The 12,796-nt window shown below is 36.1% G+C and carries 10 protein-coding genes and 2 pseudogenes; all 12 read right to left on the bottom strand.

What is annotated here, in order from left to right:
* Nucleotides 1-63: 63 nt before the first annotated feature.
* Nucleotides 64-213 (bottom strand): hypothetical protein, encoded by a 150-nt coding sequence (locus tag IGL28_RS13460; RefSeq protein ID WP_164885436.1) that lies wholly within the window; start codon nt 211-213, stop codon nt 64-66.
* A gap of 15 nt (nt 214-228) precedes the next feature.
* Nucleotides 229-2,433 (bottom strand): annotated as a pseudogene (gene topB, locus IGL28_RS13455) (DNA topoisomerase III).
* 10 nt (nt 2,434-2,443) lie between these two features.
* Nucleotides 2,444-3,904, bottom strand: a pseudogene (locus IGL28_RS13450) (toprim domain-containing protein).
* 60 nt (nt 3,905-3,964) lie between these two features.
* Nucleotides 3,965-6,337, bottom strand: a complete 2,373-nt coding sequence (locus IGL28_RS13445; RefSeq protein WP_128427619.1) for an ArdC-like ssDNA-binding domain-containing protein — start codon at nt 6,335-6,337, stop codon at nt 3,965-3,967.
* Between the two features lie 11 nt (nt 6,338-6,348).
* A complete protein-coding gene (locus IGL28_RS13440; protein WP_010727920.1) occupies nt 6,349-6,543 on the bottom strand; it encodes a hypothetical protein in 195 nt (64 codons plus the stop codon).
* A gap of 137 nt (nt 6,544-6,680) precedes the next feature.
* Complete coding sequence (locus IGL28_RS13435) at nt 6,681-7,016, bottom strand: hypothetical protein (RefSeq protein WP_081125701.1); 336 nt, start codon at nt 7,014-7,016, stop codon at nt 6,681-6,683.
* 11 nt (nt 7,017-7,027) lie between these two features.
* A complete protein-coding gene (gene mobP2, locus IGL28_RS13430; protein WP_181934756.1) occupies nt 7,028-8,620 on the bottom strand; it encodes a MobP2 family relaxase in 1,593 nt (530 codons plus the stop codon).
* Between the two features lie 19 nt (nt 8,621-8,639).
* A complete protein-coding gene (locus tag IGL28_RS13425) occupies nt 8,640-9,062 on the bottom strand; it encodes a hypothetical protein (protein ID WP_081125703.1) in 423 nt (140 codons plus the stop codon).
* A gap of 17 nt (nt 9,063-9,079) precedes the next feature.
* Entirely contained in the window at nt 9,080-9,367 is a 288-nt protein-coding gene (locus IGL28_RS13420) for a hypothetical protein (protein ID WP_033657575.1), read from the bottom strand.
* Between the two features lie 618 nt (nt 9,368-9,985).
* Nucleotides 9,986-11,416, bottom strand: coding sequence for a PcfJ domain-containing protein (locus IGL28_RS13415; RefSeq protein WP_241547382.1), 1,431 nt, complete (start codon nt 11,414-11,416; stop codon nt 9,986-9,988).
* Nucleotides 11,413-12,531, bottom strand: a complete 1,119-nt coding sequence (locus IGL28_RS13410; protein WP_241653607.1) for a hypothetical protein — start codon at nt 12,529-12,531, stop codon at nt 11,413-11,415. The genes IGL28_RS13415 and IGL28_RS13410 overlap by 4 nt, the downstream gene beginning before the upstream one ends.
* Nucleotides 12,532-12,550: 19 nt before the next feature.
* Nucleotides 12,551-12,781: a hypothetical protein gene (locus IGL28_RS13405; RefSeq protein ID WP_128427472.1), complete on the bottom strand. Its 231-nt coding sequence runs from the start codon at nt 12,779-12,781 to the stop codon at nt 12,551-12,553.
* Between the last annotated feature and the right edge of the window lie 15 nt (nt 12,782-12,796).

Below are 12,796 nucleotides of genomic sequence, written 5' to 3'. Positions count from 1 at the left end.
TACGTATAAACTTATAAATATAGTATAACATAAGTTTATACGTATACAACAATCAGGAAGATTTTATCGATCTAATTCGATTTCTTTTTGAATCCGTTGCTGGTTCTTTAATTGCTGCAGTCTTCGTTTGTTGGCACGTAATTTCTCTTGTTCTGAACGAATTTTGGCTTTTTGATTTTCGATTTCTTGTTGTTTGTGTGTGGTATTTCGCATAAGATAACCCCTCCATTATTTTGTAGTGCGTCGTGTTCTTTTCTTATAGTTCGTTTTTTTCTTTTCAGAAAACTCAAACCCTGTGGTGAAATCTTCTTTTAAAACGATCGTTGCTTCAAACGAACCCTTTTGTCCTTTTAATCCTTTCACTGGTTGGCTTGTTCGGCCTTTTTGAATGATCTCCTTCAGCTGTGTCGCTGTGAGTTTCTTCTTGGCAATCGTTGTCCATAATTTAAAATCACAGGCTTCAGACGTACAAGCTGCCACCTTTTGATAGAGTAAGACTTCTTGTTCCTGGCATTTTGGACAAGTTCCTAAATGACGCGCGGCTTCTTGCTTTTCACTGGCTGCTTTCACTTCTTGTAACGTCGATCCAAAATCAGTGGTTTGGATTTGCCCTGGGACGACTTCCAATAAGTGAGAGACAAATTTTTGGATATTGGCTAGAAAAGTGGTTTGTGTTCCTTTTCGTTCACCGATCTTTAACAAGTAGCTTTCCCATTTGGCGGTCATTTCGGCGCTCGTAAGCAGCGGCTCTTTTTCCACGGCTTGGCAAAGCAAAATCCCTTTATTCGTCACCACGAGCTTATTTTTCTCTACCTTGATATATTCCTTTTGTTTCAAGGTTTCAATAATATTCGCCCGTGTCGCTTCTGTACCGATTCCTTCCACTTCTTTCAATATGGATTGCGCTTCTTCACTATCCACGGTTTTCCCAGCTGTTTTCATCGCAGTGATCAACGTACCTTCGGTATAAGGTTGTGGTGGCTTGGTTTCTTTCTCAAGGACTTGTAGATCTACCGTCACCATTTCTCCTTTTATCACTTTAGGAAGTAGCGGTTCTTCTTCCTTCTCTTTTCCGTCGCTCTCTTTGCCAAATAACTTCTTCCAACCTAGATCTACCGGCACTTTTCCGATTGCCTTTAACTGAAGCTGCTGAACTTGCGTCAAGATCGTTGTTTCTTCATAGGTATACTTTTCCGCAAACATGGCCACCGTTGTTTTTAACACTTGTTCATAAATAGCCTGCTACAGTGGACTTAGTTGTTCAAAATCCGCTGCTGTCATAACCGTTTTTGTAGGAATGATCGCGTAATGTTCCTGGACTTTCTTGTTATTCACATACCGACTATTCGGCGTATGAATAGGGGTTGGGATTGATTCGGCCTTTAAAAAATGCTTGTATTCATCTAAATGATCCAACAGATACGCATATTCCCCTTCCGTAATATAAGGGGTGTCTGTTCGCGGATAGCTTAGATATTTCCCTTCATACAACCCTTGCATGGCTTCCAAAGTGTCTTTGGCACTAGCTTTCATAAGCTGATTCATTTTAGACTGAAGGCTGGATAAAGAAAAAAGACGTGGACTTGCCGCGCTTTTTTTCTCGGTTTCAACTTGGCGAATCATGCCTGGCTGTTTTCCCAATTGAACACCTTTGTCTTTTAAATAAGCTTCAAATGCTTCTTGCGTCGCTTGGGTTTCATTCGGATCAAGCTTTGCATCAAATGTGCCACTTTGAGTGATTACTTGGGCTTTTCCCTCAAAATATGGTTCTTTCTTGAAGTTTCTAATCTTTTCCTGCAATTGATAAATCATGTAAAGCGTTGGGGTTTGGACTCTGCCTAAGGAAAAACATCCTGGTATGCCTTTTTGCTGCAAGAGTAAACTATACAGTGGGCTACCATTCATCCCAATTAATCAATCGGCGATCTGACGTGCTTGTGCTTCTTCAAATTTTGGATAGGTCTCTTCTGCGTCTCGTAACTGTTGGAATCCCTGATAAATGGCTTCTTTTTCTAAGGAGTTGATCCAAAGTCTTTTAAAGGTTTTTCCTTGATCGGCGCCTGCTTGTTGAATGATTGACCAGGCAATCAGCTCCCCTTCACGATCGCTATCAGTCGCGATCACAACTGTATCAGCTGACTGCAGCTGGCGTTTGACGACATTAAACTGCTTTTTCTTATCTTTAGGAACGTGATAGTGGTATTGATTTGGGAAAATAGGCAAATGCGCTAATGACCATTGTTTCCATTTTTCATCGTACATATCGGGCGAATCTAACTCGACTAAATGACCAAAACCATACGTGATCACAGTTTCTCCTGGAAACAACCGATCTTGGATTTCAAAATACCCGTCTTTTCGGGTAGCTTTAGAAAAGCTATCGGCATAAGCCTTCGCTTGTGACGGTTTTTCTGCTAAAATAACGGTTTTCATCGTGACGATTTCACTCCCTTTCTTGTTGTCTGCCTTGTTGAAACAACATCGCACGTTTTTGCTTTCTGATTGCTTGTTGCTGGATCTCATGCTTCAATTGATCATTCCAATCTTTTTTCACTTCAGAAACAAATTCGTGTTCATGATTTTTATAACCTTCAAAATAGTGTTTGGCCTTCAATGAAAATTGAATTTGTTCATTAATTTTCCCTTTTCCACGATAAAAACGATCAAAATCGTATGTTCCATCAGATTTTTCACACGATTTTAGCTGCTGAGCTGCTTCTATATATTTTTCCTTTACAACAATAGATTGGGCTTTCTCTTTTGGCGCAAGTTTTTTGGCAAATACTCCCTGGATTTCACCGAACGATACGATTTGGTTAGTATCCGTTAGGTTGTTTTCGATTTTATGAATAGCCATGATTGCTTCAGGCGCAACTCTCATTTCTTTCCCTACTTCTTCATAGATTGTTTGATATTCTCTCGGTACTTGCCAATCGTTGGGAAGATTCGGTTCAAAATACACCGCTTTTCCTGTAAATGGATTCGACACACCAAGTCGGTGTACCTTATCCCAGAATACGTGTCCAGCTCGATCATTATCCACACAAATCTCAATCGATTCTGGAAATTCTTCTTTCGGCGCCAATTCTGTCACCGCTTCTCGAACATAGTGCCCCACTACTGCATCCTTCAGTCCATCCATAGAAACAAGCCACGTGTCTTTGATCGTCTCGCGATTTAAAGCAGCGTAACTAAGTAAATCAATGGGACTCTCAAAAAATTTCAGATTCTTAGGAGATCCAAGAAGAACATTAAACCCGTGATTAGGCGTAGGATTTATATCTATTCGTTTGTCAACACCCCGTTTTCCAAAACGTTCATAGTCTACGATAGTCCCTTGATAAGTTGCCCCTAATATTTGGTCTGTATGACGGTCTTTCCAGGGAAAAACGATCGCATAGTCTAAGCGATCATCTTGCACAATATAATTTTTTCGTTCATTGCGTGGCTTCATTTCCAGGATCAACCCTTATTGTTCTCCGTAATCAATCAACCATTCAGGGAATTTTCGTTGTTCTTTTAAGTAACTTCGTCCTTTTTCTGTCAATGGTCGATAATCAATTGGGTGGTGCTTATATTCTTGTGTTTCAAAGTGAAGATTTTCCACCCGTTCCACCTTATTTTCGTCCTTTATAATATAATCTAGCGCTGCTTTAAAACGTTGCTTTGGGTTTTGAATAGAATCGTCAATAAAAAACAATTGAGTCAATTCAATAATATCCCCACCAATACCTTGACTGTTCCAATAAAATCGCTGTTTTCTTCGATCAAAAACAAAAGAATCATGGTCTTCTAAGCGATAGTCTCGTCCTTTATTGACTACAGCCATTCCATTGTTTCGAGCAAAATCCACTATATCGATCTGTTTACATCGATCAATAAGACTCATTTTTTTCTCTGTCATTTTCAAACCTCCCAAAAGAAAAAAGACTATCCATTTTTCAGATAGTCTTTCTTGCTTGTTTTATACTCGTTCTTTTTGTGACATTTGTTGTTCATAATAGATTTCATTTTTTCGTTTGGCCACTTCTGATACAGTTTCTAGTGAAAATCGGAATTGATTTCCTAGCGCAAATTCTTCTGAAGGTAAAGCCGTTTGGATCTCTTTCCCATAACTTTTCCCTTTTAGAATCACTTGATTATGCTGCGGATCTTCAATAAACGCCGCATCCTTCAAATGTAACGTTCGGCCTGTATCTTCTTCCAGGACTTTCCCGTCTTTCTTGTCGATCCAAAGTGAACCAACAGGCACAATATTCTTTTGTTCTGCCGTTTCTACAGTATTTTTATGCTCCTGCTTCACTTCTGCTGGTTGGATCTCTGGTTCTCTTTCTCTGTATTGATTGATTTCATTAGAAATGGTTTGAATGAATTCATTTGCGACACGGCTGACATCATTCATGATTTTCCCACGTTCCGCAGCTTCCTTATCATCCAACGTCTGACCATTCTTCGTCCATGCTGCAATATAAGGAATAGCTTTCTCCGACGTGTCCATTCCAAAATGTTTGCACACAATATAAGAAGTCATTTCTGCCTGCAATTCTTTAGTTGCGGTATCTAATTCTGAAAATTTGTGCATTCTTGCATGGACTAATTCATGAATACTTGTAGCTAAATGTTGCGTAGGAGTATTTCGAGTATTCATGACGATTTCTTCTTCACCAGTAAATTCGTTACGAACATACGCCCCACGTGCTTGTCCTAATTCTCTTTGATAGACTTCACTTTCTGTCATATCTCGAATTTGTATTCCAATATTGTTGGCTACCGCTTGAATCCCAGCTTGAAGTTCTGACTGTCCTTTTTTATCCAATTGAAAATCAAAGACACGGTTCGGAAAGATTTTCGGATAGTCTTCAGGTTTTAACTGTGTTTGTGTGATATCAAACACTTTTTCAATCGTGTAGTAAGGTTTTTTGATCACTTCGATTTGACCACTTTCAATTCGTTTTTTATCTTCTGGTGTAGCTTCTGTTTCTCGAACAAAGCCACGTCCTTTCTCATAAAATCCTTTGACCGTTTTTCTGACAAAGATCTTGTTCCCTTGTTCCCCTTTTTTGATATAGATTCCTTCTTTTTTCAACGTGGCACGACCTAAACAAGTCGTTGCACCTGGAAATTGTTCCTCAATCAATAATTGATTTCTAAAGGATCGTTCTGGAAAACGAGACATAAAGTTCAAAAGTTCTTTGACGTCTTCAGGAGAATGGGTATGCTTTTTCACCGCATCCAGTGCCTGTTGCGAAAGGGATTTAACTTCTTGTTTAATCTCTTCTGCCGTTCGTTTTTGATAGCCCTTTTGTTTTGTTTTTGTTTCTTTCGACTGCATTTGTTCTTTTGAAACAGGTTCATTTTTGACCGATTGTTTTTGTTCCTTCTCAGGTACTTGTTCGCACAATTTTGCTAACTCTAAATAGATGGGTTGATTACTGTTGACGCCATCCCCTAGATCCATTCGGATCTGATCGACTACTTCTCCGTTCTTCACTTCTTCAAAATAGAATTTATAATAACCTGCTTCTGCGGCGTATTGGTTATCCAACGTTTTGAGTTGATCGATCAATTCTAATGTTACGATCTCCCCACCATAACTTTTCAATCCTTTTTCTGGATCATTTTCGTTGAATTCTACTCGATAGAAATGATCGTTTTCTTTCTCCTTCAAAGAATCAGTTGGCGCAGCCTCTTCAAGTAATTCACGAACAGCTGCTTTTTCCTCTTCCGACGTGGCTTGGTATTTTTTTGATTCCTCAAATCCCCCGTTTTCATTCAGTTCTAAAGCAACTTTTCGATAGCCTTTCAAAAAATAAATGGTTGGATTTTTTTTCCATTGCGTCACTCGTCCGCTGTCAATAATTGCTTGTACTTCAGGAAGAAGATTTTCTTTTCCTTTTTCTGATCTTTCTTTCAGCTGTTCTAATGTTTCCAATTTCCGTTGGTATTTTCGGATCGTAGCGGCTGAAAAAGTCGATTCACCTTTTTCAAAGCGTTCGATTTCTTCTTTGATTCTTGGAATATTTTCGATTGTCATATCCAGGCCGCCGTACTTGTTATAGCCCATTTCCTTTAGCTCTTCTTGTCTTTCAAGTTTTTCTACCTGTTTTTCTTGTTGCTTGATCTCTTCTCTCAGACTTTGGACTTTATTTTCGATTCGTTCTTGCTGGTTAAACCATGAACGGCCATTCCTCTTGTCGTTCATTGGTTGACCGTTCGTCATTTTTTGGTGTTCAAACATCTTTTCGATTTGTTCATTTAATTCATTTTGCAATCGTACTAATTTTCTTTTGGATTTTCCCAAACAACTATTGTCTAGTGGTTCTTTTTCTTCTGCCATGTTCTTTCCTCCTAAACAAATGGATAATCTTCTGCTGCATCAACGAACGTCTTCGTAGTCAGATTTAACGTTAAAATATTGCCACTTTGATAAGCTTTTGCCGCTTTGTCTGTGACGACAAAAGCTCTGCCCGTTTGAATTTCTGTCACAAAAACGAGATTATCTCTGCTTTTTTCAACAACAACTCCAATCGTTGAATGAACCATTTCTGCTTCCTCCCTTCTCTTTCTTTTGATATAATGTAGTCGCAAATCGCACCATTCAATGAATTGGCGGAAAACAATTCATTGCAAAAAAGAGTCCTGGACAATTACGTTCAGGACTCTTTTTTTTCACTTAATAACTAACACTCTGTGAGTGAAATAGACTCTTTTATGCTTTTACATGGAAAGTTATTGATCCCCTCTTCATTCATTTCCCAAGTAGTATAATAAGGCGCTAACTTGCCTTCATATTCTTGAATAATAAAATATTTTTCACCGTTCACATGATTACAACAGTATACGCCAGTAGCTGGATACTCAACGACTAAAAATTGATCTGGGTCAAACCGTTCGATGCTCAACATTTCTCTTATCTGAAACAAATGCTCTTTTTCTAAGCAGTCGGGAAGTTGTTCGATTCGTTCTTCTTTTAGTGATCCTTCTATGACTTTCCACTGATTTAAATATCGTTTCATTGCTATTCCTCCTACTGTCTTTCTTGTTCCATTTGAATTCTTCGTTGTTGCTCTTCGTATGCTTTACTTGCGTGGTATTTTTCTTCATGGGCATTAATCGTTCGATTTAATTGACGCAAACTCCGTTGCGTGACAACTCTTTGTTGGAATTGTTTCCTTCGCTTCATGAATTCTTCGTAACTATACTTGTATTCATTTGTTGGCAACTGTTTAAGTGTTCGAAAGGATCGTTCATTGTAAATAGATTGCATCTGATCGACACCTTCTATTAATGGTTTTATTTGACTATCTTGTCTCTTCAGTTCTGTTAGGATGGCATTTCCTGTGCGCTTTTTTAAATCAAAGAGGGCGTTTTTTTCTGCATCCTTTGATTCTCTCTTGCTTTCCCCATAAAGACTTTTTGCTTCTTCTTTCAATGCTTTTGAAATCTGTATATATTCTTGGTATTCAGGTTCTTTTGTTAAAACATATTTGGTTAACTCATCGAGTTTCTCTCTTGTGTATGGTGAAAGTTTGGTTCGTTTTTCATCCCCGTAATTCCATTCCGAACGTTTGTCAGGTAGGGTTTTATATACTTCATTTAATAAGTTCATTGCGTGTCGATCGTAACGCGCTGGCTCTTTTACCACTTTTGTTAAGGTGTTACGCAAATCACTTTTCCGCGTCAATAAATTTCGTTTCTCCATACCAATCATTCGATCCTTTTCATAAGAAAAACGTTCTAACTCATGTACATAATTGGTCTTCATTGCGTCTAATGTTGCTTGTCTTCTCTTACCTTTCGGTACGATATAACTCACACCATTTTCAACCTCCGTGTAAGGTTTACGCGTATTTTCTTTTTCAACAACTGCAAAATGAATATGGATATGTTTGGTATTGCGGTGAATCGTTGCCATCCAGTAGCCTGTTTCGTTCAGTTGCTCTTTCTCGAATAATGTCTCCATCATTTTTCTTCCAGCTACTTTTAATCCTTCTTCATCTAAAGTATCTGTTTTGGGATCGTACAATCCTATTTTTTCAAGGTACGAATTATCATGAGAGACAACATCTTGATAAATGATTGAGCCTTTTTGTTGTCCTCTTTGGAAGATTTGCTTAATCTCCTTCAGATCACTTCCTTTCACTTCGTCTGAAGCCATAGAAAAAACTCCAGGAAGGTTTCCTGAAGCTTTTTTGTGTGGCTCTGTTTGATATTTTTTTATTGCTTGGTTCAAGCGTTGGTATTCTTTTTGTTCACTTTGCGTCAGTTCTTTCTTTTGTTCTAACGCATAGTGACGGGTCATATAAGAAAGATATTTGGTAAAATCTTGTTCCTCTAACTTGTCAAAGTTGATTCCATTTCCCATCAAAGATTGAGCTTCATTCGACGTTTCACTGAATTCTTTACCCGTCTTATTCTCCGAAAAAGTTTCTCCTTCAGGAATATAAAAATCCTCTAAAGCATTCTTGATTCGTTGCAGTTCCTGTTCTTCGTCGGGCGTGCGTCGTTCCTTTTCTTCCAGCGCTTTTTCTCTTGTCATATAATCAATGTATGTTGAAAAAGATTTTTTATTGGGCAAGGTAAATTGACAAGTGAGAATGACTGCAGGCGATTTATTCATCATGTTCCCCTTCTACTTTTTATCTTTTTAAAAACTTTGTTGGATCAAACGGGTCTACTCTGGCATGAACAGATTCATTTATTGATTTCTTGATTTTAGGAGAATACTTCTTCGTTTGATTCGCTTTTATTTTCCCTTCCACACGCTCTTTTGCTTCTTGATAGACAGTTGAATTTGTACCAATTAGTATTCCTGTATCTTTCAAATGAAGATCCGCAAACTCTGAAACCATTTCTGTTAAAATAGAAATTTCCTTTCCCATTGCGTTCAACTTTGCGTTCGTCATATTATTATTTTTTTCAATTTCTGGATCGTAATTCATACATAAAAATCGAATGGCTTCAGAATAGTTTTTTACCGTAGGCTGAGTTTCCATAATATTTTTTAAAACTTCATCGTGCGCTTCATAAAATGTAATATGCTTTTCTATCGCTTTAACCATAGAACATTATCTCCTTCCTAATGTGCGATTAATATTTCAATTAAGTTCTTGACCTCGTTCGTGTATGCTTCCAAAACTTTTGTATTATGCAGCTGAACATCTGTAAATTTTTCCAATAAACGATCAAATTGATCTTTCTTGTAGTCCATTAAAGGACGTTCAAAGTCGTTTTCAATCAATAGTTTTAGATAATCATTTCGACTCCATTTTTGACCAGTTTGTTCTGTTAATTCTACGCATCTACGATCAATTTCTTGAACATATTTTTTATTAATACCTCTTACTTTAATCTCTTTAATTTCCATTTTCACCCTCCGAAAAAAGTATGGATAGTCTATGGAGTCTATCCATATGCTATCCATGTATAGCTGTTTTACTATCCATACACTATCCATAAATCGAATATTTTGTACCCACTTTTGTTTTAGAGAAACGTAATAGGCACAGCCTATTGGAACACTTTTTTTAAAAAGTGTTCCCACGTTTCCTTATGCTCTTTAAAAATTAAGGTTATTTGTGTATTTAGACAATAAAAAATCCTTCTAACTTTGTCGATTAGAAGGAAATATTTTGTCATATGAAAAATGAATTTAAGAAAAAGTGTATGCTATAATTGATACGCTGTCTTCCTGTTTGGTTGAAATCTTCAGCCAGAAAGGAGGAGTGTTAAATGTTTTATGTGCTTGATGTTTGTGTTAGAATCGTGGTTAATGTTTTCTCCCATCTCATTAACAAATGGTTAGATTCTAAACATGATAAAGACAGCTAGCCTGTTCATTATTCGGTTAATAGTGAATAAAGAAAAGAGCCTTACGCAGCTGCAACTGCTAGGGCTCTTTTTGAGTGTTAAATGTTTTATGTGTTTGCATCATCAGTATAGCATACACTTTTTTCACAGACAACTTTCTACATTTTTTCTTTTTTCAATCAAAATAAACTGATGTCTTATATAAACTTTTATTTGTACGGAATAGCCCTAACAACCTTTTTGATCTCATCAAGTTCTTGTTTATCTGGCAATGAATCGTATTTTCCATAGCACTGTACACTTCATAATTGCCATACTTTCTTTTCTCTATTTCAACTGTATAACGATGCTTCTGCCGTTCATATTTCCAAATAGTTGAACCACCTCTTTGTATTTTTTCTAAGTAATTATATACACAATGGTGCATAGTTGATCCTTCCATAAAGAGTTCTTTATTTGTTTTAATCAAATTAAAGTGAGGATGATTTTGTAAATGTTTGACGAGCAATCTGTATTTACCATGTTGTTTCAATTTGAATGTCTTTAATCTTTTAGCTTGTTTCAAATTATATTCTTCAACAATTTGATTATGCTGTCTTAATAATCCTCGTTCTGTTTTAAAATTAAATTCTAATTTCTGATTTAAATAAAAACTCATGTCCATTAAATCAGATAGAATAATCGTTGCAAAACTTGGTAAAATACAGTTTTGAACATAACTAATTAATAAAGATTTTACGAATTCACGGCTGTTCTTCCTTATAAAATCAAATCTTTCTGAAGGAAAAACATCAATGTCTTCCTGTTCGATTGCAGCTTCTATTCTTCTAAACTGTTTTCTGGTTACTCTTGGTTTTAACTTAATCAGCGCATAAGTATGACGTAGAGGATATTTATTTACCTTCTTAGTAAATTTTTTTGACGGATACTTCTTACACAATAATTCATATTTATTTTTTGCTTCTATAATCTCGGCCCAAGTGAAAGGTAAGGAATCTTTTTCTTTCATCATTTCTTTAATAAACGGATTGATTTTTTGAAAAATAGATTCACATGAACCATCCATGAATGTGAGGGGTCTCTCGTAGGATAATGTAATTTGTTTCTTCCCTCTTCGTTCTAGAATGGTTAATCCATTTGGTTCATCTTGTAAAAACAAATGTTGAAAATCATTATATCGGATATAAAATGGTCGTAACTCAAAATAAATAGAACGACCAATACTTTCAAATTTTAACTGAGTAAATTTGAGACTATCGTATTCTTCACCAGCACATATTAAAACTCCCTGATCATCTTCAATCAGTCGGCGGTTTCTTTGATAGGTGACTCTTACTAAATATTCTAAATTTGTTGTTCCGTCAAATTTTATTTCTGAAATAGTTTCTTTATTTTTACTGATATAATTTTTGAATCGTCTTAAATGGGAAATGATTTTTGATTCTTTGGGATCAATGATTCTTCCTTCACGACAAATAAATGTCAAATAGTCGTATTCTTGTTCTATTTGGAATAATCCCATCAATTCATCATTATCTTCAATTGAAAATTGTTGAAAATGATGACTGATATCTTCAAATAAATGGTTCAAATTGATCGGATTCATTGAAGCTCATCTTCTTCCATAGAAAGCTTTTTAGATACTTCTAAAGCATCACTTTTCCAGCCAATGTATGGTTTGTTTTGTGGAATATTTTTTCCATCTAACGACAATTTTCCAAAGCCATATCTTAGACTTGCTTCGACTTCATAAAAATTGAAGACCTCTTTTCTTCGGTCAATTACTTTCCTCTCTTGGCTATCTTTTAACGTAGTTCTGATGCCCTTAACGGTAGCTTCATGGATACTCGTGTGAACAATATCTGTATTGATCAATTCGTCATATCTTCCAAAATCAACATAGTACTCATAACCAAGAAGTGTCGGAATCAGGTCAATCTCAATTTCTTTTTCAATTGAACGTTTAATAAGTTTCGTGGATACATACCCTACCAAAAAGAGAACAATACCCACTACAAACAAATACATATGTCCATTTACAAAGTGAACAAATGTCATTAAAAAATTCTTCACTCCTTTTGTTGTTCTTCCAGCTTGTTCAATTTGTTTTATTAAAGTCGCTAGAATTGCATTTACAATAATCAAATCGAGTAGACTTTTGAAAAGTCGTCCTGCTGTTAATTTTTGCCTGGTAAATTGCATGGCTATTTGAGTGAAAATAGTAAATAGCATGACAAAAATCAACGTCATTAGCACTGTAAAAATGTCTGATGCTGCAATCCTATTGGGATCATTTAATAAGTAATAAGCCGTTCCAAATACTACAATCGAGTAAATGATTAAATCAAGTATAAAACGAGCCAAATAGCTACAAAGTTTACCTAATGGCCATAATTGTAGAATCCAAAATTCTTTTCGCTTGCTATTTCTTTTCAGAGGAAGCCAGGTGTGTTCAACCCAGTCGTCCGATTTCATTTCGATTTCTTCCCTAAACTCTTTCCTCTTATCTTGACAATGAGAAGACATGAATTCGCGGATTTCTAAACATAAAAAGATCAACATAATAAACGACAGTAGACTCATGAACCAATTAAATGATAAATCTTCATTGGTAAACCAAAGAAAAATTGTACCGACGATAACAGCTAAACCAAATAAAAAAGCAGCTATACCTAAGGTGATATAGCTGATCCATAAACATTTTTCATATACTTTTTTCACATAAAATCCTCCTGTGTTTTTATTTGCTATCAGCTGTAAAGTATTTTTTTGCAGCTAAATACAAAGCTTCAAATGATCTGAATTTTAAGGTATCTAAACTCTTTCTACCATTCTTCAACTCAGATATTGTTGTGTTAGATAAATTCACTTCTTGACATATTTCTTTAGCTTTTACAACTTTGAGATAGGCTTTAATCAATACTTTCTGCTCAGCGAAAGTATCTTTGCCGACCAAGTTCGCTCGCTTCATTTCTTTTACTCCACC

This window comes from Enterococcus sp. AZ077 (genome assembly GCF_051714965.1).
Classification (GTDB): domain Bacteria; phylum Bacillota; class Bacilli; order Lactobacillales; family Enterococcaceae; genus Enterococcus_B; species Enterococcus_B hirae.
This window is presented reverse-complemented; position numbering and strand designations above follow the sequence as displayed.

Excerpts from the sequence above, each read along its gene's own strand:
- IGL28_RS13460 (WP_164885436.1), bottom strand. The coding sequence starts at position 213 with ATGCGAAATACCACACACAAACAACAAGAAATCGAAAATCAAAAAGCC.
- IGL28_RS13445 (WP_128427619.1), bottom strand. The coding sequence starts at position 6,337 with ATGGCAGAAGAAAAAGAACCACTAGACAATAGTTGTTTGGGAAAATCC.
- IGL28_RS13440 (WP_010727920.1), bottom strand. The coding sequence starts at position 6,543 with ATGGTTCATTCAACGATTGGAGTTGTTGTTGAAAAAAGCAGAGATAAT.
- IGL28_RS13435 (WP_081125701.1), bottom strand. The coding sequence starts at position 7,016 with ATGAAACGATATTTAAATCAGTGGAAAGTCATAGAAGGATCACTAAAA.
- mobP2 (WP_181934756.1), bottom strand. The coding sequence starts at position 8,620 with ATGAATAAATCGCCTGCAGTCATTCTCACTTGTCAATTTACCTTGCCC.
- IGL28_RS13425 (WP_081125703.1), bottom strand. The coding sequence starts at position 9,062 with ATGGTTAAAGCGATAGAAAAGCATATTACATTTTATGAAGCGCACGAT.
- IGL28_RS13420 (WP_033657575.1), bottom strand. The coding sequence starts at position 9,367 with ATGGAAATTAAAGAGATTAAAGTAAGAGGTATTAATAAAAAATATGTT.
- IGL28_RS13415 (WP_241547382.1), bottom strand. The coding sequence starts at position 11,416 with ATGAATCCGATCAATTTGAACCATTTATTTGAAGATATCAGTCATCAT.
- IGL28_RS13405 (WP_128427472.1), bottom strand. The coding sequence starts at position 12,781 with ATGAAGCGAGCGAACTTGGTCGGCAAAGATACTTTCGCTGAGCAGAAA.